Genomic DNA, 26,990 nt, shown 5'->3' with positions numbered 1-26,990 from the left:
CTAAACGCTTAACTGCAAACTTACCGCCATAACCAGCATACCAAAAATCAAACCATAAATAGCAAGGTGATGCTCACCAAATTTTTCGGCAGCCGGCAATAATTCATCAAAAGAAATAAATACCATAATACCGGCGACAACGGCAAACGTAATACCCATTACAAACTCGGTCAAAAATGGCTGTAAGAATAAGTAGCCAATCAGAGCGCCTACGGGTTCGGCTACACCGGACAAAAACGAATATACAAAAGCCTTCTTTTTACTGCCAGTAGCATAATAAATCGGCAAGGAAACAGCGATTCCTTCCGGTATATTATGAATCGCGATCGCCACCGTAATCATCGATCCGGTTCCAGAATCATGCAATGTGGATAAAAAAGACGCAATACCCTCAGGAAAATTATGAATACCTACCGCAAGGCCTGTCAGAACTCCCATGCGTAGCAGCTTTTGATTTTGATGAGAACGGCTTTCCTCACTTTCAATGTGACTGACTTCATGGGGATTAATGTGATGCGGAATAAATAGGTCAATCAAGCCAATCAACAGCATTCCGCCAAAAAAGCCAGCAATCACATACCAACCGCTTTCAGCCATACTTGTATGATTGAGCAGTGCAAGTTTTGCTTCAGGCATCAGTTCGATCATAGAGACATAAACCATGACTCCCGCTGAAAATCCAAGCGCAGTACATAGCAAACGTCGGTCGGTCTGTTTAGCAAATAGAGCGATCAGACTACCAAATCCAGTACTAAGCCCCGCCAGTGCAGTTAAAAGAAATGCATACCAAAAATTTTCTTCCATATGTACATCTCCTTTATTTTATTAGTTATTTTGAAGTATGAAATATCCCGAAGTTTTCTTCGCTTCATAAAGTTTACCACTTCGTTTGCGTCGATTAGAGAATGTGCATATCTTATTTATATCGTTCAAAATTCCATACCATATTTCTCTTTATTCTCATTTTACTTTATTTTATTTTCAGAATCAATAGAACTGTCCCTTTGATTCTAAGCCTTGCTATTTAGCAGGTTGCCGCCTTTTCACGCTCTTTTGATTTGGTAGTAAGATCGTCGCGAGAAGTGCTGCGATCACGATAATCGCAGTAAAAAGATAAGCATCATTTATTCCATGTATAGAAGCTTGTCTAAGAATCTCTGACTGAACTAAAATATCACCAGCTTGCATCAATTCATCGCTATGCCGTTGCGTTCCAATTGTCATAATGGTTACAGGCAGTGCAGTTCCAATCGACCCTGCCACTTGCCGAACCGTATTGCTAACTGCTGTGCCGTCAGCAGTTAACTGTTTAGGAAGTGCATTCAGTCCGCCCGTATTTACAGGCATCATAATGAGCGACATCCCAAGGCGTAATATAATAACCCTTAACATTAAATAATCATAGCTTGTCGTTTCACTGAAATTGGACATGCCACATATTGCGATAACCGTAAAGAACAACCCCGCCAAAGCTAATGGTTTTGTTCCGACTCTATCGAATAGCCGCCCAGATACAGGTGACATCAAAGCACTTATCAATGCCCCCGGTAATAGCAGCAAACCAGTCTGAAGTACCGTATATCCCATATTCCCCTGTAAGTAAATAGGCAATAAAATTATATCTGCATACATAACGATTGTAATCAAAATAAGAATGATTGTCGTCATTGTAAATGTTCGACTTTTAAAAACTTGTAGATTCATCAACGGATTTGTTGAAGTAAGCTGACGCCAGCTAAAAAGTATCAGACAAATGGTACCAATAATTAAACAGCCTAGTACGATTATACTGCTCCATCCTTTGTCACCAGCACTGCTAAAGCCATAAAGAATCCCGCCAAATCCGATTGTTGACAAAGTCATGCTGGTAATATCTAATTTGGGCTTAGATACTTCTGATACATTTACCAAATATTTAGATGATAAAATAATAACGATTGCAACCAGTGGAAGCATCCCAATAAATAACCATCGCCATGAAAAATGTTCGATGATGAAGCCAGCTAAGGTTGGCGCAATGGCCGGCGCAACTATCATGACAATCCCAATCATCCCCATTGCAGTTCCACGCCCATCCACAGGAAATATTACAAGAATGACCACCATCAATAGGGGCATAATGATACCAGCACCTGCAGCCTGAATTAGTCGCCCTACTAATAGGATCGCAAAGTTTGGTGCAATTGCGTTAATCAAAGTACCTACGAGCAATAAAAGCATGGAACTGATAAAAAGCTGTCGAGTTGTAAACCGTTTCATAAAATAAGCCGTTGCAGGAACTATAATGCCGTTTACCAGCATAAAACCAGTTGACAGCCATTGGACGGTCGTTGTAGTAACATCAAAATGTTTCATTAAATCAGGTAAAGCGACATTTAAGATTGTCTGATTTAAAAGCGATAAAAATGCGCCTAAAATCAGAATGAAAAGAAGTACGCCTTTCTGCACCTGTTGATTAGATTGCGTCATAGTCAGTTTTCACGATCCCTCCGTAATTTAATTAAACAATACTATCATAAGATGTCATTTTATCTTTTCCAAAACTGATGCGCATTAACCTATAAGCTTGCTGATTATAATGTTTTGCTGTTCTCATTTTACATGATTTTCCGATCAGAATCAGCAAATCATCCCTTTGATTTCATTACATGAAATTTCCTTACAAAATTTTCGGAATAAAATATACAAATGCGACAGTCTACTATAAAATAGAATTAGGAGGTGGTAGCATGAACGAAATAACTGGCGAACAAAAACTCTTAGCCATTTTAGCCCATATAGCGTATTTTTTAGGTGGATTAGGGTTTATCATCGCTCCATTGATTATTTTTCTATTCAAAAAAGATGATGATTTTGTCTATGAGCACGCTAAGCAAGCGCTTGTTGCTCATCTGACGATATTGACCATATCCTTTATTGTTAGCTTTTTATGTATGTTGGTCATCGGTGTTTTCCTGCTTCCTATTGTGGCGATCTTCTGGATCATTCTTTTGGTTACATCGATAATCGCAGCAAGCAAAGCTTTAAATGGGGAATCTTATCAATATCCTCTTATCCAAAAACTTGTTGATAAACTTTAGGGTTCAATCCTTCGACCTTGCTTCATATTCAGGGAACACGCACATGGTTTTCTTGGTAATATGATTAGATCTAAAAATAAAAGAAAGGACTGTCGTAGCAAAAACGCGACCGTCCTTTTTTTAATTTCAAAGTCTTTCATTCAACAAAATTATGATGCAACAGTTACATTTTTGTAAGTACTAAATTGAAACACTATGCTTGCAAATAAATATTTTATATTATACAATAACCGATTTTCATGCATAAATGTTATCATTTTATTGTTTAAAATAGATTTCCATTGTCTCATCTATTTTTATTTACTCTCTATCGCCTTGAATTATCTGCATTGTTCCATATTATCGCTATTTGGCAATTACTAAAAGTAATGATAATGAAAAGCAATTGTAATTGGACTCTTTATGCATTGCACTTTACAATACTATAAAAACAAAGGAAATAGCATTGTATGAATCAAGAACAATTATATCGACAAGATCCCTATTTTGAGATAGGAAAAAAACTACTGCTAATTTTGAAAACAGGTCAAATTCTTATGGAAAGTGCCGCCGATACCAATCGTATCACCAGAACGATGAAACGTGTCGCTGCTTTTATGGGAATATATGCTGAAACACTTCATATACACATCACATATACAACGATCATGGTCAATATCAGTGATGGAAATCATTCGATCACCAAGTTTCAGAAATGTATCAAACATGGCGTTGACATGACGAAAATTTCTGCAATAAGCAAATTATCTTGGCGCGCAATAGAAAAAGATTATACGCTGGACGCTTATGAAGAAGAATTAAATAAAATAATGATCGAAAAAAAGCAATATACCTCAACATTTATTGCCATTGGCGCCGGATTAGCCTGCGGTGGATTCTGCAAACTCTTTGGTGGGGATTGGTTAGCGTTTTTCTATACCGCTTGTTGTGCTTCACTCGGTTTTAATCTGCGGCTTTATTGTAATAAACTTGCGATCAATCCGTATGCCTCTATCGCCATTGCATCATTTATTGCCACGCTGCTGGCCTACCTCACGCATTTTATTCCAGGATCGACGACACCGTGGCATCCTCTTCTGGCCTGCGCCTTATTCATCGTTCCCGGCATCCCTTTAATCAATTCGGTTGACGATATGTTGGATAATTATATCGTCTCCGGCATGACTCGAGCGATCAATACCATATTGATGGTTGGCAGCATGAGTTTTGGTATTGTCCTCGCGATCAAGTTATGTCAGGTAGAAGACTTTACGATGATAAATACCAGACCTGATAGTTCTTATCTAGTTTACGCCATCTCAGCCGCTATCGCTTCCATCGGCTTTTCAACGATTTTCAATGTACCTCGACGTCTTCTATGGGTAGTAGCTATAGGCGGAATGATATCCGTATGTACAAGGAATTTTATAACCTACGATTTAGATATGGGCTTACCGATAGGATCTTTTGCCGGCGCGATGCTGGTCAGTCTTATTGCGATAAAGGGTGTACATTATATTCATACTCCAATGCATGTCATAACGCTTCCTTCGGTCATCCCTATGATTCCCGGCGTCTTTATGTATCGTCTAATGTTTGGCATAATCAATGTGAACGTAATGGACATCTCGTCCTTTATCCAGGTCTTTGAAAGCGGTATTATCGCAAATCTCACGATACTTGCAATAGCCATAGGTGTTGCAATTCCGCATATCTTTGCGAGAAAATATATCGCGCGGAGAAAATTAAAACATTTTAAAAAACTTTTACAACAAAATACAGAACTAAACAATGACCAACTGTCTGTATAATCAATCACGAAACAACATCATCCAATAACAATTCAGATTTAAATAGGATCACAGCATGTCCTGCAATTTTAACTTCAATAGGTTCTTTATTTTCTATCTTGACTTCCACTTCAATCCGTCCCGCCCGCTTTATGGCTTCGCCTTGCTTCGCGGTGAATCTAAATAATGAATGATTATGTTCGACAAAACCATGATGAACAAGGTAGGCACCCAATGGTCCATTTGCATTCCCCGTAACAGGATCTTCATGAATCCCAATTGCAGGAGCAAACATTCTCCCATGGACGAGAACATCAGGATCTTGCGCGTCAATCGTAAAAACATAATATCCATTGCACTGGATCACGTTACTCAACTTAGACAACGCATCATAGTCCGGTCTTAAATCATGTAACATCTCAACGCTTTTTATCCCAATCATAACCTTTGAATGACCTGTCGAGACAATCTGAACGTCATACCCTTCGAGCAGATCTGTATCGCTTAAATGTAGCGCACTCAAAATTTCTTGTTTATTTTCGCCTTCAAGGATCGCCCCAAATTCAATCTTCCCCTGCGTCATGACGATTTTATAATCGTCATTTTCTTTTATAATATCAACTGGCAAGATTCCAGCCGCTGTTTTATGATAGACTCTGGATGTTTCCAGCCCCTTTTCAAGAGCGCGAGCATAATGTGCAGCAACTGTAGCATGACCGCAAATCGGCACTTCACTTGTCGGGGTAAAAAAACGGACATGTGCATCATATTCACTACTATTAGAGGGAAAGATAAACGCCGTTTCAGAGTTATTTAGTTCTCTTGCTATTTTCTGCATTTCACCATCAGTTAACCCATCGGCATTCGTTATAACTCCCGCTGGATTTCCCGCAAACTTTTCTTTTGTAAATGCGTCAATTTGATATAGATTATATTTTCTTGTCATAATGACCTCCAAATTTCAAAATTTTATATAAAGAGCCTCAACTCAACTATTTTATTTGCTAACATAATTTTATCATAGAAGTCTATATATCTTGCTTTATTTTTCTCTTCCTTAATGAGAATATTAGAATGCTTCATTCCAACCCCTCTATGTTCAAAACCCATTTAATTTTATCAGTATTTGACAAATGTTAATACAGATTGTTAAAATGTGAAAACAAGGATTTATAATGAATGCTTAAGCGATTAAAGAGGTGGTGTTATTTTGTTTTTATTTAATACAAAACAATATCAATGCCCATTTGACTGTTTCATTGACATACTTAAAGGAAAATGGAGAACCAATATTCTTTTGTCTTTGTCAGAGGGGCCTAAACATTTTGCTATGCTGCAAAAACAGCTTGATGGGATTAGTGCGAAAGTGCTGTCGGAAAATTTGCAGCTACTAGAAGAAAACAAAATTTTATCACGGAAAGTTTATCCAACTGTACCACCAACTGTAGAATACAGCTTAACAGAAGAGGGCATGGCGTTAATTGGTATTATGGACAAAATCAATATCTGGACAAACCTGTATTTAAAAAACGAAGATATCATAAAAATATAAAAGACTCCTTTCGTAAGAAAGGAGTCTTTTATATTTTTAATAACCAACCGTGAATCGTTCTTTATTGTGCTTCGGCTTTTCTATCTCATCGAGAAGTGCGATTGCATAATCTTCCATGCTGATTGAGCTATTGCCCTCTTTATCGACAAGTAAATGATCTTTTCCTAATCGATAGTGTCCAGTACGTTCACCAGGCGCAAATTCAGCGGAAGGACTAAGAAATACCCAATTGACATCAATGACATTATATAAGAAATTTAATTCCTCATGCATCGCTGTGGCAGTGATATTATATTCAGGTGGAAAATCTGGCGTTTTACAAAGTTCTGTTCCTTTGTCATCTACGAGTAAACTTCCAGCACCACCAACGATGATTAAACGAGGTTTTTCTTGATTTTTCAAAATAGAGGTCAAATGTTTTGCCGATTCCAGATGTAAATGATGCGATTCCCTTGGTGTACCAAAAGCGCTGACAACAACATCGAACGCCTGCAAGTCACTTGTAGAAAGTGAAAAAATGTCTTTTTCCAAAGTTTTAACAACATCATTTTTTATTTTTGCGGCATCTCTAACGATCGCAGTCACATCATGTTTACGATTCAATGCCTCCGAAAGAATACGAGAACCTGCTCGGCCTGTCGCACCAATTATAGCAATTTTCATAAATCTAACACCTCTTTCTAATTTATTTTTAATTAAAACATTGTATTATTATTTGCACTTTGCTCAGGAACATCCTGAATTATATCCCAATGTTCTACGATTTTTCCATTTTCAACGCGGAAAATATCGACTGCTGCTTGTCCACGATCTTGTGGATTTAGTTTGATGTGATTATGAATGAAGACATAATCACCTTCAGAAACTATGCGTTTTATTTCAGCAGTGCTTTCAGGGAATCCTTTTAAATAATCCGTCATTGCATTTTTGAACGCTACTTTCCCGTCTGCAACGGATGGACTATGTTGGATATAGATATCGTCAACCTTGCTGTCAATAACGTTTACATTGTGCTGATTGAAAAGTTGATTCCAAAATGTTTCAACGAATTGTTTATTCTCTGAACCAAAATCTCTGCTCGCTGCCTGAACACGACCTCCGGGGAAGACAATACTTCCAAACGACAAGGCCAGCAACAATACAATTAAGATTTTTTTCACCATAAGACCTCCTTTTGCTTGATATTGATTTTTAATTTCATTATAACTATAATGTCATAAAAAAAGAAGAACGCACTTTATGATTAGGAGGTTACCTTAAGGTAACCTCGGAGTTTAGACAAAGGCGCGGGGCGGCGATAAGATCTCGACTACGTCATTGTAAAATAAAAAGCTGAACCCTAAATTATCAGGGTCCAGCTTTTTATCTCTTTTATTATGAGAAAGTTATTTTAATATTACGTCCGAAATTTAGTAATTTCAGCTTGCAGCTCTACTGCCATTTTGGTAAGTGCATTACTAGAATCAGAAATTTCATGCATCGAAGCCGCTTGTTCCTGTGTGGCTGCCGAAACATTTTGCGCTTCATCGGTCACGGAATGGGTTAAAGAATCAATTTCCTTGACAGATGAAACAATCTCTTGACTTCCGCCATCCAGCTGCCCTACCGCAACTGTAATTTCTTGAATCTGCTTAGACAAATCAGCCACTCTCTCAACGATTTCTTGAAAGGCTTTACCAGCCTGATTCACAACACCAGTAGCCTCTTTAGTTTTGACTGTACCAACATCCATTGCTTGCACAGCTTTTTCTGTTTCTCCTTGAATTTCCCGAATTAAATCTTCAATCTGTTTCGCTGCGATTTGTGACTGCTCAGCTAGTTTTCTAACCTCTTCAGCAACAACAGCGAACCCTCTGCCTTGTTCGCCGGCTCTAGCAGCTTCAATGGCTGCATTCAAAGCCAAAAGATTTGTTTGCCCAGCTATCCCTGAAATTGTATTTACAATTTGTCCAATTTCTTTAGATCGTTCTCCCAAGTGTGTTACAACTTTCGCAGATTCATTCACCGTGTTTTCTAATTCAATCATCTGCTCAACTGCTTCCTGCACAGCCTTTCCGCCCTCACGAGCTGTAGAAGCACTTTGTGCGGATTGTTCTGAAACAGCACGAACGCTTACTGTTGCATGTCCAATATTATCAGACATATTTGCAACAACTTTAGAAGTATTCTCTACTGCCATTCTTTGTTTTTCCGCGCCATTTGCCACTTCCGTTATAGATACTGCCACTTGATTGGAGGCTTGCGCAGACTGATCAGCACTCGCATTAAGCTGCTGTGAAGCCGCCGCAACTGTTTCAGCATTGCTTTGTACTTGTCGAATGAGTTTTCTAAGATTTTCTACCATAGCATTAAAGGATTTTGCTAATGTCCCAAGTTCATCTTTAGATTTTATCTGAATTTCTTCCACGGCCAAATTCCCATTTGCAATATGATCCGCGGCCTGAACAATTGCATAAATCGGTTTGGTTGCTATTCCAGCTAACCAAAACGCCAAAGCACCAGTAAATAATAGTATAATTAATCCGGTGACCGATGTGTAAATTGCTTCTTTTACACTTTCAGCAATCGCTGCCTTATATGGAATCTCAGAACAAATAATCCATCCGGATTTTTGATTTTTTGTATAACTTACCATCATTTTTGTTCCATCAATTTCAACCATATCTGAACCGCTTTTTCCTGATAAGGCTTGTTTGACAAAATCAAATTTCGTCAAATCCACACGATCTTCTGCTTTTTGCAGGTCTTTTGTTGGATGCGCTAATAATTTACCATCACGATCCAATACATACACATTGACATTCTCTTTTGAAAGACTTTTCACGATATCCGTAAGTATGGAAAGTTCAATACTGCCTTGAATTACCCCTGTTACTTTTCCACTTGCAGCATCTTTAACCGGTGCAGCCAAAACAGAAATAAGATGCCCATTGTCCTTACTTACCAAGACCTCAGATACCACTTCTTCCTTCCCGGAAATTGCATCTTTAAAGAAATTACGATCCGCTACATTTGCCAAAGGAGCACTGTCGCTTTTCACCACTTGCATCGCATTTGCACCGGTAACAACAATAGGCGCCAAATCTTTATATACTTTGGCAGCATCTATAAGAACAGGTTTTGTCGCTTGTGCATCATAAGAACGAACAATTGGATTCGTCGCTAATAATTTTACCCCATTTAAGTTTTTATCAACAAATTTATCAATTTTTTCTTGTGCAAGTTCTGAACGCTGCAGATTATCCGTCATCGCACTTTGTGTAGCACTTTTTATTGAGTTATTCAAACTAATGATAGTAAAAATAATCAACGGTACCGCACTTGCAACCACTAAAGCAATCGTTAGTTTTTTCTTAATATTCAAAATTTTCTACCTCCCGTTGCTGCGATATTTACTTTACAATATATGGATTTTATATGTATGCGAATATACACTCCTTTCTTAAATCAATTCATTTAAAATTTTGATATTTACACCCTCCACTTTTTTAGTCTTTTCATAGGACTTTTATGCTAAAATTACCCCTATTTAAAGCATATTGGATATTAGAATAAAATACAAGCCCTAATTCAAAACTTGCACTATCGGAATTTAATTTTAATCAAAATAAAGACAGACATATTATTCTCGAATATAAAGCGAAAACAATGTGCCTGTCTCTTTATTATCAGGATTTAAATTTCCTAAAATTTCAATGATCTGATTTAAGCCCTGCACCACACATAGGAATTAAACTATCGGGTGTCCGTCCTTTTATTTCACAATATTTTAGATATGCCGCATATGTAGCTGCGGTTGTATGCTCACAATAAATGCCTTTGGCAGCGAGATCCATTCTAGCTTTTAAGATTTGATTCTCTGGAGCTGTAATCACTTTGATTCCATATTTATAAATATACTCTAAAATTTCTTCTCCGCGCATAGGCACGCCAATCGCAATACCTTCTGCCATTGTTGGAGAGGGTATGATCGCCGCCGGCTGACGTTCTTCATTCATCACAGCTTTGACAAAGGGAGCACAATGTTCACTTTGAACCGCTATAATATTGGGCATTTTTTCAATGACTGTACTATCCAGCAACTCTTCCAATGCTTTCACAATTCCGATAAACAGCGTACCATTTCCCAACGGCACAAAGATATTCTTCGGAATTCTGTGCAACTGCTCATAGATTTCGTAAATATACGTTTTTGTTCCTTGATAGAACAGCGGCTGATATACATGATTTGCATAGTATATTCCCTCGTGTTCTACCTTTGCGCGGCAAACATCTGCACAGGTATCTCTCGTTCCGGGGATAATATTAACACGTGCATTATGAGATTGAATCATATTTATCTTTTGCGGAGACGTTCCTTCTGGTACAAAAATCTCACAATCAATACCAGCCTTGGCACAATAAGCTGCGACACTATTCCCCGCATTTCCGCTACTATCTTGTGCGACGGAATTTATACCAATTGCTTTACAATGCGCAATCAAGATCGCAGCACCTCTATCTTTAAAAGATAAAGTCGGCATAAAATACTCCATCTTAAGCAAAACATCCTCGTTAAGCTGTATTACCGGCGTCATCCCTTCCCCCAAAGTAATTTCCCGCCATGTTTCACCTTCTAAGGGCATAAAAGCTCGATAACGAAAAATCCCCCAAGTGTCACGATCAATTAAAGACATATCAAATTTCGGCGGTTTATATTCTAATTTCCATAGCCCACCGCAATCGCACCTTGCCTTTCTCGTTGTTACAGCTGTTATTTTTCCGCATTTTAAGCAGATATAGTTCATTTTTCACCCCTCAATTCAGCAATTGCTTCAATCTCTATAAGGCACCCGAAATGAAGTTTACCTACAGGCACGACAATCCTAGCCGGTTTATGTTCGCCAAAGAACTCCGCATACACTTGATTGACAGCATCCCATTGATCAATATCTGCGATACAGACTCTACACTGCACAATATCAGATCTAGAACATCCAGCTTCTTTCAGAACACGGTCAACATTTTTCAATGCAAGTCTAGCATGTTCTTCAATGCCGCCACTTGCTACTTTTCGCGTATCGGGGTCGATAGACAACTGTCCAGAAATATACAGCATTCCATTTGAAATCATCCCCGGCGTATAATGACCTTTATTCTCACAAGCATAGTTTGGTGTAATTTTTTTCATATAGATCATCCTTTTTTCATTTATCTTCATCAAGTTTATACTATTGAGATTTTCCTCTACATAAAATAGGAATTTCTCTTATACATTGTCCCTTAGAAACCAGATACGCTTTCTCATATAAATTACAAGTAGGACAAATATGATTCGGAATAATTTCTATTTTATCGCCGATTTCAATATATTCTCTAAACGTTTTATCATAGATTAATCCATGTTCATCGAACAATCCCGCAACACGAACGTTTTTAGAATTTTTGACTAATCCTTGTCCTTCTGTCGCACATATTCCGCCCGGACGATTTTGTGTAGTTAAAGTTTTAGCTCCCGCATCAAAGACGACGCGTTCTTCCGTTGGCTTACTGATAACTGTCACCAAAACCGTGGCCGCACAATGGCTATAATCTTTCATCGCATTTCCTTGCCCGGCGTCCATAAAAATATATGTGCCAGGTCTGATTTCTGTAATTCCTGCAATTATTTCTGCTTGCATCAGTGAAGGAGTAGATCCAATACTTACAATATCAACACCAATCCCCTCTTCTCTGATTAAATTAACTGCCCGAATCGTCCTCTGCTGACTCTCCACTGCTAACCTACGGCATTCATCTTTATCTTTGGCTTTATACGTGTGACCTTCGTGAGAAAAAATACCCTTTAAAACAACCTTGTCTTGTTTTTCAATATATTTTGCTAAATGAATGAGTTGTGCATCTGTAATCACACCAGAACGATCTTCACCGACTTCAAGTTCAATTAAAACCTCAATCGGCATATTCGCAGTTTTAAAAACTTGTTCCAATTGATCCACTTGCTTTTGATTGTCCACACCTAAACGTATTGTTATCTTTTCTGCCAGTGCTTTTATTCTTTCAAGTTTAGAAATTCCTACAATTTCATTTGCTATAAAGATATCATTTATCCCATGCTCTGCCATGATTTCTGCTTCGCCCACCTTAGCCACTGTAATACCAACTGCACCTCCTTGCAGCTGAAGTTTCGCCAGCTCGGGCATTCTATGCGTTTTTATATGGGGACGTAAATTCACTCTAAATTTATTTGCCTTTTTTTGCATAAAACGGAGGTTTTCAATCATAAGATCTTCATCAATTAAAAGTGCCGGTGTATCAATCTGTTCATATTTTGACTTGATCATACTATACACTTCCTAATTCATATTATTTTCAGATGATAGAATTGACTATTATATAAAAAATTATATAATAATACATATAAATCATCTTTTTTCTGTATTATATATAATAAATTATAGATTTTCAAGATATTTATAGATTTTTTTCTATATTTTGGAGGTAAAAGTTCAATTGCATTCTATCAATAAAAAATTAGAAAAATATATCCCTATAGCCAACTTGATCGCAAAAACCTTTGGTAAAAACTGCGAAGTGGTTATTCATGATTTATCCATTCCTCAAAATTCAGTAGTTTACACAATTCATAATCACGTAACCGGACGACAAATCGGACAGCCCTTTGACCATTTAATCAAAGATGTACTTTTGTCTAAAAATTTTGATCATGATTTTACGGCAAATTATTTAACCGTCACCGAAGACGGCAGAAAAATAAAATCTTCTACCGCACTGATTAGAGACTATGATGATAAAGTAATTGGCGCTTTCTGTGTAAATTATGATTTAAATAGTTTTGATAATCTTAAAACACTATTAGATGACTTTTTGATTACAGAGCAAGAAAATATCGAAACAACGGTAGAACCTTTTACGAATGTTATGGAAATTGTAGATGATTTAATCAACAAAATGATCGGCAATAGCAATATTGAAACTTTAAAACGAAAAGATAAAATTGCGTTAATTCAATTTATGGAGCAAAAGGGGATTTTTTTAATTAAAGGCTCCATAGAAAAAGTTGCCGAAAAATTAAATATATCTAAAGTGACTGTTTATAGTTATCTTGATGCGATCAAGAAAGAAGATCTAACTGAATAAAACACGCATTGGCTGAAAAGCATTTTATCACGACTGCAAAAACTGCAGTATTCCTATAAAATTCTATATGCGCACCAAAAAGACGGTTCATGCTTCCCTTTTAGGATGCTCGAACCGTCTTTTTAATATAACCTTTTATAGATCATGAAAAACAGGATCCATTTTATCAAAGGTGCAGAACTGTTTAAATCCGATCTTCTTTAATTCGTCTCTTGCATATAAGAGACGATGCCCCAGATGACCTTCTTCATGACTGTCGGAACCGATTGTCAGTATGGTCCCGCCTAGTTCATAATACCATGTCAAAATCGTGCGCGAAGGAGTAAGGTCAGGCATTTTATAACGAAAACAGGAAGTATTGACTTCAATTCCTTTACCGTCAGAAATGGCAAGTTTTAAAATATCCTTGATCAACATCTCATTTACCCGATCGTCTAACACACCTTTCTTATCATAACGCTTAATCATATCTAAATGCCCTAGAACACTATAATTTTTGAAGTTGGAAATGACATCTAAAATTGCTTGATAATATGCCGAGTTATACTCCAACTGTGTTTTTCCCTGCTGATACTCTCCCGTCCAAAATTCCTTATCATCAATTTGATGATTTGACAAGATGATAAAATCAAACGGATACATCTTAAAATCACGCGTAAACTCTTGGATCGTATGCATTTGCACCCCGAATTCCACACCAAACTTTATACAAATTTTATCTCGATACTTTGCTTCCAGACAACGATATTCCGATAGATATGCATCGTAATTTACCATGTGTGTAAAATCATTTCTAAAATAGTCCATATGCTCCGTAATACAGATTTCCTCTAATCCCAGTCGGATTGCCTGTTGAATCATATCTTCCATTGGGTATGACGAATCGTCAGAATGCTCTGTATGAATATGATAATCAGCTAACATTTCTTCTTCCCCCTTATATGATCAAAATTATGAATCGCCTACCCCGCTATATTTTCATCAAGCATCAACGTATGTCGCACGAAAATATATCTTAGTAGACGCTAACACGCTTTACCCTATTCTCGAATTGTATTATCAAATATTAAGCTTTGCTTCTTTACAGATTCTGATATCGTCCAGTTTCCATTCGCAATTTATTTCTGCAATTATAACTGCGCTGTAACACGCGAACTAGCAGCTACAAACAACAACATGACAGCGACAATTAAAAATGCAACAACAAGACTCGTTGCGTGCGCTATAAAACCAATAAGTGCCGGGCCTGCCAAAACGCCTGAATACCCGAAAGTAGAGACAGCTGAAATTGCCAAATTTACCGGCATGACTTTCTGTCGGCCTAAAACGGAATATAAAACCGGTACAATATTGGCTGCTCCCAGCCCAAGTAGAGCAAAACCAAAGAGTGATGCTATCCAATTCGGAATAAACACAACAATAGCAAGCCCCGCCGCCGCACTGATTCCACCAAAAAGAACAACCTTTCTGCCCCCAAATTTAGCAACAATACGATCACCCGTTAATCTGCCGATCATCATCGTAATTGAAAATATAGAATAGCCCAATCCCGCATAAGAAAATGCAACACCACGCGATGAAGTCAAAAAGACAGCACTCCAATCCAGTATAGATCCTTCTGCTAAAAAAACGATGAAACATAAAAAACCTATGAAAAGCACAATCCCTTTAGGAATAATAAATGATACCCCATTCTGATCTTCACTCCCGTAAGGCAGCAAATACTTTCCGAAAATCAATAAAAGTCCGACAATCATAACAGCGACACAGAGAACTGCCATCATTGGTGACACGTTCGCCCATAGAAGAGCGCTAACACCCGCAGCTCCAGCAAAGCCGCCGACACTCCATGCTCCATGAAATCCGGACATCATCGCTCTGCCACTATGCTTCTCAACAATCGCAGCCTGAATATTGATCACGACATCCACCATGCCAATGGAAGCACCAAAGATAAGTAATGTCATCACCATAGCAGGAATACTCGCCGCAATCGTCAGAAAAGGCAGCGCAAGACATATAAACAGACTAGCAACACAAACAACTTTTCGGCAGCCAAAACGCGCCGCCAGCACACCCGCTAAAGGCATGGTCATAATCGATCCGGCACCCAGACATAATAATAGCAATCCCAGCGTTCCTTCATCCACGCCCAACCGTGCTTTCGCATAAGGAACCAACGGCGCCCATGCTGAAACTGCGACCCCTCCGATAAAAAAAGCTGCTTTGGTTGAAATTTGTTCCTTTAAGCCCAGCGCTGGACGTCTTTCAGTCAAACTCCCCTCTGCCGGAAATTCAGACCTGCTTTTATCTTCAATCACTTTATTCATGTAATCCCCCTACTACTCCATTTATACCAAAAGTACCTATTCTTATTTACGTCAGACTTTCTATAAACGCTTTTCTATCAATTGCACATTACAAGCCAGACTTTCTAAAGTAATCGAAATTAAGCCCTTCATATAATCGCCCCGCATATTTTCTTTAATACGTAACTGCGGCAAGTGTTCACACGGAATAAACGCCTTGCACGCATGATAGAACTGCCCCAACATATCCAGCCGAACTAAATTACCCGTTATAACAATCGTTGCGGGATTTATAACGGCAATGATAGAGACCAGCGTTTTCACCATAATCGGTGAAACGCCTTCTGTCAAATTAAGCTGTCGTATTTGCTCTGCACGTGAAATATCAAACGGCAAATACGATATTTCACCGGCAAAATTCGTATTTCCTCTAACAATATGACCATCCACCATAAGGCCCGCCCCAGAACAATTATCACGAGGAAAAATAACAACTGCAATGCTTTTATCTTCATCATACTTTTGTTCTTGGTAAAAACCATATGCAATTAAATTGACGTCATTTTCAACCGTAACCGCTACGTTATATTTCTCTTTTAACCGATCCGCCAAAGCAACATCTGATAATTCTTCTATATCACAGGAACCAATGAAACCTTTATTTACGAGACCCGGTACACCAATGCCAAGAGCGGTAATATTTTCATAACGATCAATCAGTTTTTCAACAAGCTGGTCTACCGCTTCATAATCAAGGACTGAGACCTCATCCGTCTGCTGCTCAACGATCTCTCCCAGCATATTGACAATTGCATAATTGATATAATAACGCCCTTCATCATTACTTACAAAAAGACAAGCAGCATAGGCGTAATTTGCATTATACATAAATCTTTGTGCTGGACGACCACCGCTAGATTGTTCTAAATCAGCCTTAATAACTTCGCCGCGCTCTAATAATTCATTTAAAATATTACTGCAAGTTGCCACACTCAACCCCGTTGCATTCGCCAAAGTTATTTTTGTACCGCTTTCTAACGCCTTTAATGCAGTCTTAACCAATTCAACATTGACTTGTTTCACCCGGATGGTGTTATTAACGATCGGTATCATACACTTCTCCTTTTATATCAGTATCTCATTTGCCATCTGTAGTTGGCTTCTTCACATCATCCACCCTCTAAAAGCAGATGACATTCCTTGCTTTTCTTGTATTTCAATAACTTATCGTAACTCTTATCAAAAGTATTATAACTTAATATAGCATTGAACTTTAATTCTTGTCAACAGCAGATACCTAACAATAAATAAAACATCTGAAGCCTGCTCAATCAGCTTCAGATGTTTTCATAGGCTTGCATATTTTCTTTTCGATCATATACTTTCTAAAGGTTAAATATTTCGTCCCATCTCTTCGGCAATAGGAAGATATTTTGTCGATACTATATCGCCTTTATTAAGCACACCCGGAACGATCAATTGCCCGCGATCTGTCCACTTTTGATAGTCAGCAATTTGTTCATAGGTGCCAATGATACCGCCAAATGCAGCTTCTTTATCATCTTCGCCACAAACCAAAAGCATGCTTTCTTTTATCTTCAATTCTTTTTCTCCCATAATCAGCGCGTATAGTTTATCTATAACTGCCTTAAGCTGTGCAGGAAACGTAAACCAGTAAAGCGGCGTTACAAAAACAATCATTTCCGCTTTTTCTATCAAAGGGACAACGCGATTAAAATCATCATCAAATGAACAAGGTTTCCCTTTACTGTAGCAGGTATCACAGGCTTTGCATCCCATTATATTCTTTTTACCAGCTTCATATTTCATAACTTCATGCCCTGCCTCGCTTGCACCTTTGATAAAAGCATCTGCTAATAAATCGCTATTACCTCTTACCCTTGGACTACCAGTTAGCACCAAAATATTCTTTTTCATAGTAACTCTCCCTTTCTTAAATAAATGATTGACAGCAATTAAAGTATAATTTAAAATATGACGTTAAGGAAGTACGCACATCAAGGTAATGTACTAACTCAAAAGGAAGTGTAAAAATGTCTATTGAAGATTGCATCCCAACTGGTATAAACATAAAAGATACTGATTTCGGGTACACGCTATCGCTGATTAACGGTAAGTATAAAATGATTATTATGTATTGGCTCTCTGAATGTAAATCTGCAATTCGATTCAACGAACTTCACCGTGCGATCGGCACAATTTCCTTCAAAACCTTAAGTAAAACGCTGAAAGAAATGGAAGCGGATCAATTAATTATACGCAAAGAATATCCGCAGATTCCGCCAAAAGTAGAATATAGCTTATCAGAACGCGGAACATCACTAATTCCGATTTTAGACATGATGTGTACCTGGGGCGGTAAAAATCGATTAAATTCCTAATTTACATTTTAGAGCTGCAACCCACCATTTTCTAATAAAAAGTCTTTGAATCATCAATCATTGCATTCAAAGACTTTTTTATTAGCTTTATACTTTCCTATTGGTTAGTATCGCACATAAATGTGCGTACTTGATATCATATCGTCATACAGTAAAATTAAATTTGTAAGCGATGCGTTATCCCGTAGATCCATACACATTCTCATCGCCTAAAAATAATTATCCAAACTAAGCTTTGTAGTTTTGCACATACAAATCTTAGCTTTTGTATAATATAAAACCAAATATAGTCTTTTAAAATTATTGGAGGGTAAACTATGAAAGCATTATTAATTAACGGTAGTCCAAATGAGCATGGATGTACCTATACGGCTTTAATGGAGGTTGCAGGTGTCCTAAATAAGCACGAAATTGAAACAGAATTACTGTACCTTGGTAAAAAACCGATTGCGGGCTGTATCGCTTGTATGAAATGTTCGCAAACAGGCAAATGTGTTTGGAATGATAAAGTAAATGAACTCGCAGATACTTTGGATACGTTTGACGCTATCATCCTCGGTTCACCCGTATACTATGCAGGCCCCAGCGGTCAACTAACGGCATTTCTCGATCGATTGTTCTTTGCCCATGGCGGAAAAATGGCTGGTAAATTAGGTGCATCCATCGTATCATGCAGACGCGGCGGCGCAACTGCTGCTTTTGATCGTCTCAATAAATACTTTACGATCTCCAATATGCCGATTATATCTTCGCAATACTGGAATCAAGTACATGGATTTACACCCGAAGACGTGAGAAAAGATGAGGAAGGCTTACAAACCATGCGAACTCTAGCGCAAAATATGGCATGGCTGTTAAAATCCATAGAAGCCGGGAAAAATTCCGGTATCTCTAAGCCTGTATACGAGCCAAGAATAAATACGCATTTTATACAATAACTAGCTCCATCAGCTCTTTATTCATTTACATAGTTTACAAAAATAAGGCATCTAAAATCAAACCTCAGCATGCAATAACTTGCATTGCTTCTACAGTTTGATTTTGGATGCCTTAATTTATTTTATTTATAATCCTTTATTACCAGCTTTAATGGATCAAATATAAGAGTTTCTTTACTTCTCTAACACCGCATTCATACTGCCGCTGCGATATCCTGCCAGATCCAGTGTAATGAAGGTGAAGCCTAATTGCTTTAATTCATTATGGACATACTGTGCAGTTTCAGGTGCAGCTAATGTAACGATATCATTCGGATCAACCTCGATACGGGCTAGATCACCATGATGGCGCACTCGAACTTGCCCCTTACAAAATCTTTTTATGATCTTTTCGGCCTGTTCGATTTGCCCCAGACGTTCTTTGGTAATTTCTAAACCGTAAGCCACCCGAGATGATAAGCAGGCGGCACTTGGCTTATTCCAAGTAGGCAGGTTCCACTCCTGAGAAATTTCTCGTATTTCTGCTTTCGTTAATCCAACTTCTAATAGTGGGCTGCGTACCCCTTCCAATTCTGCTACGGCTTTCATCCCAGGGCGATAATCCTTGCAATCATCAGCGTTCGCACCGTCAAGTACCCAAGCATAGCCATTTGACTTAGCCCAATCACGCAAAGTGCCAAAGCGAGTTTTTTTACAATAATAACAACGTTGGTTCGTATTGGCGACAAAATCCGTACTCTCCAACTCATCAATATGCAGCAAAATATGGCGTACATCTAACTGCCCAGCAATCGCTACCGCTTCCTGTTTCTCCGTTTCCGGTAATGTAGATGAGTAAGCCGTTACAGCGACTGCTCTATCCCCCAGACTACGCCCAGCTGCAGCCGTCAAAAGCGTACTGTCAACGCCCGCTGAAAATCCTACAGCCACGCTGTCAAGGTCAGTCAATAAGTCCATTAATTGCGCGAGTTTAAACTGCGTTTTAGAGTTCATATTGATACGACTCCTTTCTTCTACATATCTACTATGTAGTTTCATAATCTAAATTACATTTTAGTTAATTCATATTCCATATTACCAATACCGATCTTCTGCCCGTGCTCCAACGCAGAAATCCAATTTGTTTCAGGAGAAACATCCTTAAAATGATCCCCATGACGATGTCCATGCTTTTCCAAAACACTACCGGCGATAGCAGGCTGATGATTCACAGCATCCGCACAAGCCATATCCACAGCAACCGGATCATAAGATGCAAACATGCCTACATCAGGTACAATCGCGATATCGTTTTCTGCATGGCAGTCACAATAAGGAGATACGTCAATTACCATATTGATATGAAAATTAGGACGCCCCTGCACCACAGCTTTTGTATATTCTGCAATCTTGTAATTCAGCACATCATTTGCCTCGTCAAAGGCAGGAAGAACAGCATCTTTCGGACATACACCAATACAACGTCCACATCCCACACATTTATCTTGATCAATCGTCGCTTTGCCATTTGTAATGACAGGCGCATCATGGGCACAAATTTTTTGACATTTTCTACATCCGATACAATCTTCTATATTGATGTGGGGTTTACCGGCGCTATGCATTTCCATTTTCCCTGCGCGAGAGCCACACCCCATGCCCAAGTTTTTTAACGCTCCACCAAAGCCTGTCAATTCATGGCCTTTAAAATGGTTCAAGGAAACAATAATATCTGCATCCATAATAGCACTGCCAATTTTGGCTTCTTTCACGTATTCTCCGCCCTCTACAGGTACAAGCCGTTCTTCAGTTCCTTTGATACCATCTGCAATAATAGTGTGGACCCCTGTTGCGAAAGGATTATAACCATTCTTATAAGCACTGTCTAAATGATCCAATCCATTCTTTCTACCACCAACATACAGCGTATTACAGTCCGTTACAAACGGTTTTCCGCCTAGGCGCTTGATATAATCACAGACAACACTTGCATAGTTTGCTCTAAGATATGCTAGGTTGCCCGGTTCACCAAAGTGTAATTTAACTGCTACAAATTTCCCTTTGAAATCAATGCGCTCAAAACCGGCTTTTTTCATTAGCCGTTCTAACTTTTGTAAAAGATTGGCTTCACTGCCTGCGTGCATATCCGTATAAAACACTTTTGACTTTTCCATTTTATAGCCCTCCATTGTCATTGATTCTCTCCAAAATCAGTTTTGTGAATTTCCGTTTTTCCAAGTCAAACTTCTCTATAAATATGTACAATCCTTTCATCGCTCATTTACTGGATCACGCGTAATATTTTCATACTACGGATAACTTGTAAATTACACATAGAAAAACGAAACTTTAAAATAGCATTTACTCTTTCTAGTTATTCTACAACATAGAGTTAACTCAAAGTCAAGTTCCTTTTCAGATTTGTCGCAAATTCAAAATATCGTATACCATATAAACCGCTAAATCAATCCTTATTTTGTATAAAAGCTAAGTTACATTCTATTGCAGAAATTTATATCTTGCAACGTTTCATTATGCATCTGCTTTCTAAAGCGATACAGTAAAAAAATCGAACGTAAAATATAGTCAATCGCATTCACTAACCATACACCCGCAATTCCCATCGTAAAATGCAAACAAAGAACATAAATTCCTACTACACGAATTCCCCATATACCAATAATCGTACTATACATAGGACTTTTTGTATCCCCTGCACCTTGTAATGCGCCTGTTATCACCAAACTGATCGCAATAAAAGGCTGCGCAAAAGCATCAATCTGTAATCCCAACGTTACCATCTCAATGACTTGCACCTCTTTCGTAAACCAAGCTCCGGCAAATTCGGCAAAGCAGAAATAGCCAACGCCAATGACGCCCATAAAAATAACAGCAATCCACATCGTAATCATTCCATATTGATACGCCGCTTTGAAACGGGCACTGCCAATTTGATTGCCTACAAGCGTAGTCGCCGCGATTGCCAACCCATAGCCTGGCATAAATGAAAAATAAGAAATGTTACCTGCAATAAGGAAAGCTGAATAGACCTCGGTTCCAATCCTAACAATCAGCCCCGCATAAAACAGCTGTCCTAAACGCATCACCAATCGTTCCACTACTGCCGGCCCGGCAAGTTTTAAGATCGGCATAATCAAATGCTTTGACACACCTGCACGTAATGAAAAAGCTACACTTGATTTGCGGATATATAAATATAAAATCACTGCACCTATTATCCGAGAAAGTGTAGTTGCCCAAGCAGCCCCGGCAATTCCCCAGCCCTGCCAAGGGCCCAACCCAAAAATTAAAATATAATCCAACACCAGATGCAGTATATTAATCCCCAAACCGACTTTCATCGGTGTTTTGCTATCACCACTACTGCGTAAAATCGTCCCGAATATCGCCATGAGCGCAATAAAAATTGCCGGAATACAGGTAATTTCGAAATATACAATCCCTGCTGATAGAACTTCTGCCTCCACTCCCATATGGCTGAGTAAAGGTTCGGCAAAAAACAAAGTAAAGATGCCTGCTATCCCCCCTGCCCCCATTGCCAACCAAGTGGATTGTCCCGCAATGACTTTAGCCTGTTTGATATTGCCAGCTCCAATATTCTGTGCAATTAAAGCCGCTGTACCAATTCCTACGGCTAAGAAAACAGCAATATAAATTGCAGATATCGCATTGATTACGCCGACTGCAGCAACTTCTGCCAAACCAATTTTAGCAACAAAAAAGGTATCCACAAAGCCGACCACCGTCAACAGAAAATTCTCAATTACAGTTGGTATCGCAAGCTTTAAAATTGTTTTTGATTTCTGCTTGGTACCTACGTCAAGTATCGTTTGATCCATAAACTTTCGCTCCACGCAATGTTATAAAAACATGCTTTTCACAATTTCTTTTTATTATATCCCCCTATGGGGGATAAATCAATTAAGAAAGTACGTAAAAAATGAAGCTGGTGTAAATAAGTTTAAATGATTTACACCAGCTTCATTTGGAAACAAAACAATATAGGATCGTATAAATTTAATTGAACTTATTCCTTTTCAGAAACAAGAGCACTGATCGTATCGTATTGAGGATCTACGATCATGTGTCCATCCTTATTCATAATACCCCATTTCCCCTTTACTTTGACACCAATATGATCGGAATTGAGTACTGCCATTTCTTCATAATCTGGTTTCGCTGGAATTATATAATTACCCTCTAAATCAATGATGCCCCAAGCATCACTATATTTTATCGCAGCAATATCATTCATAAACGGCTGAACTTCATCAAACTTAGCTCTGATGACTAAATTGCCCGCAGTATCGATAAAACCCCATTTTTCACCCAGTTTAACCGCACCTCTATCGCAGCTAAAAGTTTTTACACCATCAAACTTTCTCGTAGTTAAAGTCTGATTCTTTTTATCAATGTAGCCCCATTTATCGTCTTTTTCAAACATTGCCAAACCATTTTCAAAATCAGATAAACTTTGATATTCTGCTGGAATCACAAATTCACCTTTACGATTTACAAAGCCTGTTTTATCATGATCAATAACCTTCGATAAATCATCTTTGAATACATTCACTAAATCATACTTTGTTGTAATAATTAGTGCTCCAGTTTTATCAATAAAACCGCGTTTAAGATTATACTCTACCAAGTTATTGTTTGAAGGATCCGAATATCCCCCAAATTTTGCTGAGATCGCTGTACTAATAAGCCCGCCCCAAGAAAAACTGCTCTTTTCTACGCGAACTTCCGCAAGACCATCTTCAAATTGGAACACAAAATCATACGGTGCACTAAAAACAATATTTCCATTCACGTCGATATAATCATGTTTACTTTTTTCATTTACAATTGCCAGTCCCTCTTTGAAACCAGCTTCATAGCCTCTAAACTTTTCTTCAATCACGATTTTTCCTGTTTTGTCGATAAATCCCCACTTATCCTTCGTTCTTACCGCAGCCAAACCTTCAGAAAAACCAGCCATCTCTTTATACTGATAAGGAATTACAACGTTTCCCTCTGTATCAATCGCACCCCATTTACGATCACGTTTTACAAGTGCAATGCCTGCGGAAAATTCGCTAGCTTCCTCAAACGCCCCTTCAAACGCAATTTTTCCTGACCAATCATAATAATTCCATAACTTATCCTTTTTCGCGGCAATTAAACCTGAAGAAATACCTTTTATTTCATCAAATTCTATAGGTAAAATTATATTTCCACGTATATCATAAAGTCCCCATTTATTTTTTTGCTTCACAACAATCGTATCATTTTTATCAGGTACAGCATCATCAAATGCTATTGGCAAAATCAATTCACCATCTGGATTATAAAGCCCATGATTTTTGTCTTTCAGAACTTCAATCATACCACCTTTACGAATTGTAATATTCTGAAATTCCACAGGCAAAATGGTTTTTCCATTCTTATCAAAAAGACCATATTGTCGTTTCTGTTTGACTAAAATAGGTCCCTTTTCTTGAAATAAACTCAATCTATGCAATTCAGCAAACGGAATAACTAACTTACCGCGCTTACTGTAAGTATCTTCTGTAGATTTTTCCACTTCACTTGTCGTCTGCTTTAATGGGACGTCCGCACTAACAGCAGGTTTTTCACTTAGTTGTTTTTCATTTGCTCCATTGGCATAGGCTGCACCGCATGCTGCTATGATTACTGTAATAACGCCTACAACAACACTTGTTTTTAATTGTAATTTCAATTCTTCCACTCCTTATATCAATGATTACAAATGATTGATATTCAAGGTAAATTTTTTAAATCCTGTAAAACAAATAACAAACAGGAATATAGTCCTAATTCATCTAGATTCATCCTATTTCTAAACTTATATTTCTATAACAGGATTTACAGTTTCTGCTGATCTACTGATTCCCATGATGACGCAATGAAACAATTACTTTTTAACGCCAACTGTATCGGCAAAGGAATCTATCAAGTTTTCTCGAAATAACATTAAAAATATACATATCATAAAGGAGAATCGTCATGTTCAAAATAGGCATTCTTATTTTTCCGCAAGTTGAAGAAATGGATTTTGTAGGTCCTTTTGAAGTATTAAGTTATAGCAATAAAATTCAGCCAGACAGTACACAAGTTTTCCTTATCGCCGAAAATTTAGATATCGTTCAAGCCTTTAATGGGATGAAAATTATTCCTGAGTATTCTTTTGACACTTGCCCTGATTTAGATATCTTAGTACTTCCGGGAGGCAAAGGCCGCTTCGAAGCAATGCACAACCCCCAGATTAAAGAATTCGTATTAAAGCAAGCTGCCCATGCCAAGTACATGACTTCCGTATGTACCGGTGCGTTTATCCTAGCTGCGGCAGGTTTACTCAACGGAAAACAAGCAACGACCTATCACACCGCTTTAGAAGAACTGGCAGCCTATTCGGTAACGATAGTCCCTGATAAAAAGGTAGTCCAAGATCATAACATCATTACCGCCGCCGGTGTTACTTCTGGTTTAGAATTAGGTTTTTACCTCCTCAAAATTCTATTTAGCAATGATTTGGCAAAAGAAGTAGCAAAAAAAATTGAATACCATATAGATATTGACCAATTATAACGATAGCGCCGAGAAATAAAAGGTTCAGATAAAACTGGCAATAAAAAAACTCCCGTTCGGGTTTGCATTCCTTATTTTACCCGTCTGGAAGTTTTGTTGTTTTCATATGAATTCTATATAAATTTAATGCTTTGAAATCTTCTATTCTATGCTCGAACATAGAGGTCTTGTAACACAGTAACCATCTCTTTTTCATCCTCGATTGTCAGCAATTTCTCCTGTATTTCTTTGCCCATCACACTGCAGGCGATCTGTCTTAACGAACGCAAATGCACATCCATTTTATCTTCTTTTTTTACTGCAACCAAAAGTACGATACGGACTGGCATATCCTCGAAGGAATCCCATATCATGTCTTGTTCTGTTCTTCCAATTGCGACCGAGCTAACGGCTACTGTCTCAGATTGCCCATACGGTATCGCTATACAATTCCCCAGTATCGTTCCCTCTTTTGCAGCCTGTTCATAAATCTCTTGTAAAAATAATGCAGGATTATGTATGATACCTTCTTGATAGAGTAACTCTATTAATTCTCTTATCGCCGACACTTTTGTCTTTGCTTTTAAATTTAATTCAATCAGATTCTCACTCAAAATTTCTTCAATCTTCATATCTCACTCACCTCTCACCTTTTTTACTTTTGAATTTCGACATGACTTCTTCTATTTCTCACCCTCTTTTCGATTTTATTATAATGCTTTCGCGTTAATTCTTCAATGCTAAAACGTTATTTTTCCTCGGTTTTTTAATGTTATAATTGCTTTAGCGTTAAATTGGAGGATATAATTTATGATTATTGCTAAACGAATCGTCCAGTTGAGAACAGAAAAAGGTTATAGTACAAACAAGCTTTCTCAACTTGCAGAAATAGGACAGGCAACTTTACGAGAGATCGAAATTGGCCAAAAAAGTCCTAATATTGTTACCTTAGAAAAAATTTGTAATGCTTTAGGAATAACTTTAGCAGAATTTTTTTCAGAAGATGAAGACCCAAATACCAATAAGATTGAAGCTCTTCCTATTGATGCAAAAAAAGAATTGGCTTTATTTAAAGAGTTTCTTTTCTATAAATATGGGATAAAATAAGATCGTATATATAACAAAACCCTGTTACCTATAAGTAACAGGGTTTTGTTATATTGATTCATTTTATGATTGAACGATTTAAAATAATGTCCTCAACCTCATCTTAGATAGTGTCTTTTTATC

The 26,990-nt window shown here is 37.9% G+C and carries 26 protein-coding genes; 8 read left to right on the top strand and 18 right to left on the bottom strand.

Annotation, left to right across the window (positions count from 1 at the left end):
* Both zupT and BN6559_RS12540 read right to left on the bottom strand, forming a co-directional pair.
* Complete coding sequence (gene zupT / locus BN6559_RS12545) at nt 1–804, bottom strand: zinc transporter ZupT (protein ID WP_110955036.1); 804 nt, start codon at nt 802–804, stop codon at nt 1–3.
* Between the two features lie 216 nt (nt 805–1,020).
* Nucleotides 1,021–2,469: an MDR family MFS transporter gene (locus BN6559_RS12540; RefSeq protein WP_110955035.1), complete on the bottom strand. Its 1,449-nt coding sequence runs from the start codon at nt 2,467–2,469 to the stop codon at nt 1,021–1,023.
* A gap of 260 nt (nt 2,470–2,729) precedes the next feature.
* Between BN6559_RS12540 and BN6559_RS12535 the strand changes: the two genes are divergently transcribed.
* Complete coding sequence (locus BN6559_RS12535) at nt 2,730–3,080, top strand: DUF4870 domain-containing protein (protein WP_110955034.1); 351 nt, start codon at nt 2,730–2,732, stop codon at nt 3,078–3,080.
* Between the two features lie 449 nt (nt 3,081–3,529).
* Nucleotides 3,530–4,870: a threonine/serine exporter family protein gene (locus BN6559_RS12530; protein ID WP_110955033.1), complete on the top strand. Its 1,341-nt coding sequence runs from the start codon at nt 3,530–3,532 to the stop codon at nt 4,868–4,870.
* Between the two features lie 4 nt (nt 4,871–4,874).
* Here the strand turns inward: BN6559_RS12530 and BN6559_RS12525 are convergent, their stop codons facing one another.
* A complete protein-coding gene (locus BN6559_RS12525) occupies nt 4,875–5,795 on the bottom strand; it encodes a PhzF family isomerase (RefSeq protein WP_110955032.1) in 921 nt (306 codons plus the stop codon).
* Between the two features lie 264 nt (nt 5,796–6,059).
* On the opposite strand from BN6559_RS12525, the gene BN6559_RS12520 reads away from it, so the two are divergent.
* The gene (locus tag BN6559_RS12520; protein WP_110955031.1) at nt 6,060–6,401 is read left to right on the top strand and encodes a winged helix-turn-helix transcriptional regulator; all 342 of its coding nucleotides are present in this window, start codon (nt 6,060–6,062) and stop codon (nt 6,399–6,401) included.
* 36 nt (nt 6,402–6,437) lie between these two features.
* On the opposite strand, the gene BN6559_RS12515 is transcribed toward BN6559_RS12520, so the two are convergent.
* The 6 genes from BN6559_RS12515 to BN6559_RS12490 form a co-directional block, all read right to left on the bottom strand.
* Entirely contained in the window at nt 6,438–7,064 is a 627-nt protein-coding gene (locus BN6559_RS12515; RefSeq protein ID WP_110955030.1) for an NAD(P)-dependent oxidoreductase, read from the bottom strand.
* 32 nt (nt 7,065–7,096) lie between these two features.
* Nucleotides 7,097–7,564 carry a nuclear transport factor 2 family protein gene (locus tag BN6559_RS12510; RefSeq protein WP_110955029.1) on the bottom strand — a complete coding sequence of 156 codons (468 nt, stop codon included), beginning with the start codon at nt 7,562–7,564 and terminating at the stop codon, nt 7,097–7,099.
* A 233-nt stretch (nt 7,565–7,797) separates the two neighbouring features.
* Nucleotides 7,798–9,765 (bottom strand): methyl-accepting chemotaxis protein, encoded by a 1,968-nt coding sequence (locus BN6559_RS12505; RefSeq protein ID WP_110955028.1) that lies wholly within the window; start codon nt 9,763–9,765, stop codon nt 7,798–7,800.
* Between the two features lie 328 nt (nt 9,766–10,093).
* Nucleotides 10,094–11,188, bottom strand: coding sequence for a threonine synthase (locus BN6559_RS12500; RefSeq protein ID WP_110955027.1), 1,095 nt, complete (start codon nt 11,186–11,188; stop codon nt 10,094–10,096).
* Nucleotides 11,185–11,571, bottom strand: a complete 387-nt coding sequence (locus tag BN6559_RS12495; RefSeq protein WP_110955026.1) for a RidA family protein — start codon at nt 11,569–11,571, stop codon at nt 11,185–11,187. The genes BN6559_RS12500 and BN6559_RS12495 overlap by 4 nt, the downstream gene beginning before the upstream one ends.
* Nucleotides 11,572–11,611: 40 nt before the next feature.
* Nucleotides 11,612–12,724 (bottom strand): alanine racemase, encoded by a 1,113-nt coding sequence (locus BN6559_RS12490; protein ID WP_110955025.1) that lies wholly within the window; start codon nt 12,722–12,724, stop codon nt 11,612–11,614.
* Nucleotides 12,725–12,893: 169 nt separating this feature from the next.
* On the opposite strand from BN6559_RS12490, the gene BN6559_RS12485 reads away from it, so the two are divergent.
* Nucleotides 12,894–13,541, top strand: coding sequence for a helix-turn-helix transcriptional regulator (locus BN6559_RS12485; protein WP_110955024.1), 648 nt, complete (start codon nt 12,894–12,896; stop codon nt 13,539–13,541).
* A gap of 135 nt (nt 13,542–13,676) precedes the next feature.
* Here BN6559_RS12485 and BN6559_RS12480 read toward each other — a convergent pair whose 3' ends face one another.
* The 4 genes from BN6559_RS12480 to BN6559_RS12465 form a co-directional block, all read right to left on the bottom strand.
* Nucleotides 13,677–14,465 (bottom strand): histidinol-phosphatase HisJ family protein, encoded by a 789-nt coding sequence (locus BN6559_RS12480; RefSeq protein WP_110955023.1) that lies wholly within the window; start codon nt 14,463–14,465, stop codon nt 13,677–13,679.
* Between the two features lie 206 nt (nt 14,466–14,671).
* A complete protein-coding gene (locus tag BN6559_RS12475) occupies nt 14,672–15,871 on the bottom strand; it encodes an MFS transporter (RefSeq protein WP_110955022.1) in 1,200 nt (399 codons plus the stop codon).
* A 60-nt stretch (nt 15,872–15,931) separates the two neighbouring features.
* Nucleotides 15,932–16,963 (bottom strand): ROK family protein, encoded by a 1,032-nt coding sequence (locus BN6559_RS12470; protein WP_110955021.1) that lies wholly within the window; start codon nt 16,961–16,963, stop codon nt 15,932–15,934.
* A gap of 279 nt (nt 16,964–17,242) precedes the next feature.
* A complete protein-coding gene (locus BN6559_RS12465; protein WP_110955020.1) occupies nt 17,243–17,788 on the bottom strand; it encodes a flavodoxin family protein in 546 nt (181 codons plus the stop codon).
* A 116-nt stretch (nt 17,789–17,904) separates the two neighbouring features.
* Here BN6559_RS12465 and BN6559_RS12460 point away from each other — a divergent pair, with 116 nt between their 5' ends.
* Together BN6559_RS12460 and BN6559_RS12455 are read left to right on the top strand one after the other, a co-directional pair.
* Nucleotides 17,905–18,252: a winged helix-turn-helix transcriptional regulator gene (locus BN6559_RS12460; protein ID WP_199883981.1), complete on the top strand. Its 348-nt coding sequence runs from the start codon at nt 17,905–17,907 to the stop codon at nt 18,250–18,252.
* 317 nt (nt 18,253–18,569) lie between these two features.
* Complete coding sequence (locus BN6559_RS12455; RefSeq protein ID WP_110955019.1) at nt 18,570–19,190, top strand: flavodoxin family protein; 621 nt, start codon at nt 18,570–18,572, stop codon at nt 19,188–19,190.
* Nucleotides 19,191–19,364: 174 nt separating this feature from the next.
* On the opposite strand, the gene larE is transcribed toward BN6559_RS12455, so the two are convergent.
* From larE to BN6559_RS12435, 4 genes are all read right to left on the bottom strand, one after another.
* Nucleotides 19,365–20,183, bottom strand: coding sequence for an ATP-dependent sacrificial sulfur transferase LarE (gene larE / locus BN6559_RS12450; RefSeq protein WP_110955018.1), 819 nt, complete (start codon nt 20,181–20,183; stop codon nt 19,365–19,367).
* Nucleotides 20,184–20,236: 53 nt separating this feature from the next.
* Complete coding sequence (locus BN6559_RS12445; RefSeq protein WP_110956395.1) at nt 20,237–21,343, bottom strand: DUF362 domain-containing protein; 1,107 nt, start codon at nt 21,341–21,343, stop codon at nt 20,237–20,239.
* Between the two features lie 318 nt (nt 21,344–21,661).
* Nucleotides 21,662–23,029 carry an MATE family efflux transporter gene (locus tag BN6559_RS12440; RefSeq protein WP_110955017.1) on the bottom strand — a complete coding sequence of 456 codons (1,368 nt, stop codon included), beginning with the start codon at nt 23,027–23,029 and terminating at the stop codon, nt 21,662–21,664.
* A gap of 188 nt (nt 23,030–23,217) precedes the next feature.
* On the bottom strand, nt 23,218–24,912 hold the full coding sequence (locus BN6559_RS12435) for a WG repeat-containing protein (RefSeq protein ID WP_199883980.1): 1,695 nt from the start codon (nt 24,910–24,912) through the stop codon (nt 23,218–23,220).
* Between the two features lie 287 nt (nt 24,913–25,199).
* Between BN6559_RS12435 and BN6559_RS12430 the strand changes: the two genes are divergently transcribed.
* Complete coding sequence (locus BN6559_RS12430) at nt 25,200–25,781, top strand: DJ-1/PfpI family protein (protein ID WP_110955015.1); 582 nt, start codon at nt 25,200–25,202, stop codon at nt 25,779–25,781.
* 146 nt (nt 25,782–25,927) lie between these two features.
* Here the strand turns inward: BN6559_RS12430 and BN6559_RS12425 are convergent, their stop codons facing one another.
* Nucleotides 25,928–26,392: a PTS sugar transporter subunit IIA gene (locus BN6559_RS12425; protein ID WP_110955014.1), complete on the bottom strand. Its 465-nt coding sequence runs from the start codon at nt 26,390–26,392 to the stop codon at nt 25,928–25,930.
* A gap of 178 nt (nt 26,393–26,570) precedes the next feature.
* Between BN6559_RS12425 and BN6559_RS12420 the strand changes: the two genes are divergently transcribed.
* Complete coding sequence (locus tag BN6559_RS12420; RefSeq protein ID WP_110955013.1) at nt 26,571–26,867, top strand: helix-turn-helix domain-containing protein; 297 nt, start codon at nt 26,571–26,573, stop codon at nt 26,865–26,867.
* The last annotated feature ends 123 nt before the right edge of the window (nt 26,868–26,990 follow it).

The sequence above is a fragment of the Massilibacillus massiliensis genome (assembly GCF_900086705.1).
Taxonomy (GTDB): Bacteria; Bacillota; Negativicutes; order FLKF01; family FLKF01; genus Massilibacillus; species Massilibacillus massiliensis.
The sequence above is the reverse complement of the archived record's forward strand: the minus strand, read 5'-3'. Positions and strand labels throughout refer to the sequence as shown.

What these genes read in the sequence shown, in the direction of transcription:
- zupT (WP_110955036.1), bottom strand. Translation starts at nt 804, where the DNA reads ATGGAAGAAAATTTTTGGTATGCATTTCTTTTAACTGCACTGGCGGGG.
- BN6559_RS12540 (WP_110955035.1), bottom strand. Translation starts at nt 2,469, where the DNA reads ATGACGCAATCTAATCAACAGGTGCAGAAAGGCGTACTTCTTTTCATT.
- BN6559_RS12535 (WP_110955034.1), top strand. Translation starts at nt 2,730, where the DNA reads ATGAACGAAATAACTGGCGAACAAAAACTCTTAGCCATTTTAGCCCAT.
- BN6559_RS12530 (WP_110955033.1), top strand. Translation starts at nt 3,530, where the DNA reads ATGAATCAAGAACAATTATATCGACAAGATCCCTATTTTGAGATAGGA.
- BN6559_RS12525 (WP_110955032.1), bottom strand. Translation starts at nt 5,795, where the DNA reads ATGACAAGAAAATATAATCTATATCAAATTGACGCATTTACAAAAGAA.
- BN6559_RS12515 (WP_110955030.1), bottom strand. Translation starts at nt 7,064, where the DNA reads ATGAAAATTGCTATAATTGGTGCGACAGGCCGAGCAGGTTCTCGTATT.
- BN6559_RS12510 (WP_110955029.1), bottom strand. Translation starts at nt 7,564, where the DNA reads ATGGTGAAAAAAATCTTAATTGTATTGTTGCTGGCCTTGTCGTTTGGA.
- BN6559_RS12500 (WP_110955027.1), bottom strand. Translation starts at nt 11,188, where the DNA reads ATGAACTATATCTGCTTAAAATGCGGAAAAATAACAGCTGTAACAACG.
- BN6559_RS12495 (WP_110955026.1), bottom strand. Translation starts at nt 11,571, where the DNA reads ATGAAAAAAATTACACCAAACTATGCTTGTGAGAATAAAGGTCATTAT.
- BN6559_RS12490 (WP_110955025.1), bottom strand. Translation starts at nt 12,724, where the DNA reads ATGATCAAGTCAAAATATGAACAGATTGATACACCGGCACTTTTAATT.
- BN6559_RS12480 (WP_110955023.1), bottom strand. Translation starts at nt 14,465, where the DNA reads ATGTTAGCTGATTATCATATTCATACAGAGCATTCTGACGATTCGTCA.
- BN6559_RS12475 (WP_110955022.1), bottom strand. Translation starts at nt 15,871, where the DNA reads ATGAATAAAGTGATTGAAGATAAAAGCAGGTCTGAATTTCCGGCAGAG.
- BN6559_RS12470 (WP_110955021.1), bottom strand. Translation starts at nt 16,963, where the DNA reads ATGATACCGATCGTTAATAACACCATCCGGGTGAAACAAGTCAATGTT.
- BN6559_RS12465 (WP_110955020.1), bottom strand. Translation starts at nt 17,788, where the DNA reads ATGAAAAAGAATATTTTGGTGCTAACTGGTAGTCCAAGGGTAAGAGGT.
- BN6559_RS12460 (WP_199883981.1), top strand. Translation starts at nt 17,905, where the DNA reads ATGTCTATTGAAGATTGCATCCCAACTGGTATAAACATAAAAGATACT.
- BN6559_RS12455 (WP_110955019.1), top strand. Translation starts at nt 18,570, where the DNA reads ATGAAAGCATTATTAATTAACGGTAGTCCAAATGAGCATGGATGTACC.
- larE (WP_110955018.1), bottom strand. Translation starts at nt 20,183, where the DNA reads ATGAACTCTAAAACGCAGTTTAAACTCGCGCAATTAATGGACTTATTG.
- BN6559_RS12445 (WP_110956395.1), bottom strand. Translation starts at nt 21,343, where the DNA reads ATGGAAAAGTCAAAAGTGTTTTATACGGATATGCACGCAGGCAGTGAA.
- BN6559_RS12440 (WP_110955017.1), bottom strand. Translation starts at nt 23,029, where the DNA reads ATGGATCAAACGATACTTGACGTAGGTACCAAGCAGAAATCAAAAACA.
- BN6559_RS12430 (WP_110955015.1), top strand. Translation starts at nt 25,200, where the DNA reads ATGTTCAAAATAGGCATTCTTATTTTTCCGCAAGTTGAAGAAATGGAT.
- BN6559_RS12425 (WP_110955014.1), bottom strand. Translation starts at nt 26,392, where the DNA reads ATGAAGATTGAAGAAATTTTGAGTGAGAATCTGATTGAATTAAATTTA.
- BN6559_RS12420 (WP_110955013.1), top strand. Translation starts at nt 26,571, where the DNA reads ATGATTATTGCTAAACGAATCGTCCAGTTGAGAACAGAAAAAGGTTAT.